We start from the raw sequence: 240 nt of genomic DNA on the forward strand, positions 1-240 counted from the left end.
ACTTCAGGGAGGTCCTGGCGGGGGAGGGAAGCGAGGGGCCCGGTCGACGGACCGGGCCCCTCGAAGTTCGTGCGGGCGCCTCCCGCAGAGCAAGCGGGGGCGCGCCCCCGAGAAGCCGGGCGCGCCCCGAGAAGCCCGCGCCTCTCAGAAGAAGACCCCGCACCGCAGCAGCACGTTCGCGTACGGGCTCGCCTCGCCCGTGCGGACCACCAGCCGCGCCCCGGACGTCAGTTGCTTCAG

The 240-nt window shown here is 74.6% G+C and carries 1 protein-coding gene; it reads right to left on the reverse strand.

All coding sequences use genetic code 11. The annotated features are described in order from the left end of the window. Positions 1-144: 144 nt before the first annotated feature. The coding region (locus tag CCN29_RS36150) for an RbsD/FucU domain-containing protein (RefSeq protein WP_442538460.1) at positions 145-240 on the reverse strand (96 nt) is incomplete at its 5' end.

The sequence above is a fragment of the Streptomyces pseudogriseolus genome (assembly GCA_002154585.1).
GTDB lineage: Bacteria > Actinomycetota > Actinomycetes > Streptomycetales > Streptomycetaceae > Streptomyces > Streptomyces pseudogriseolus.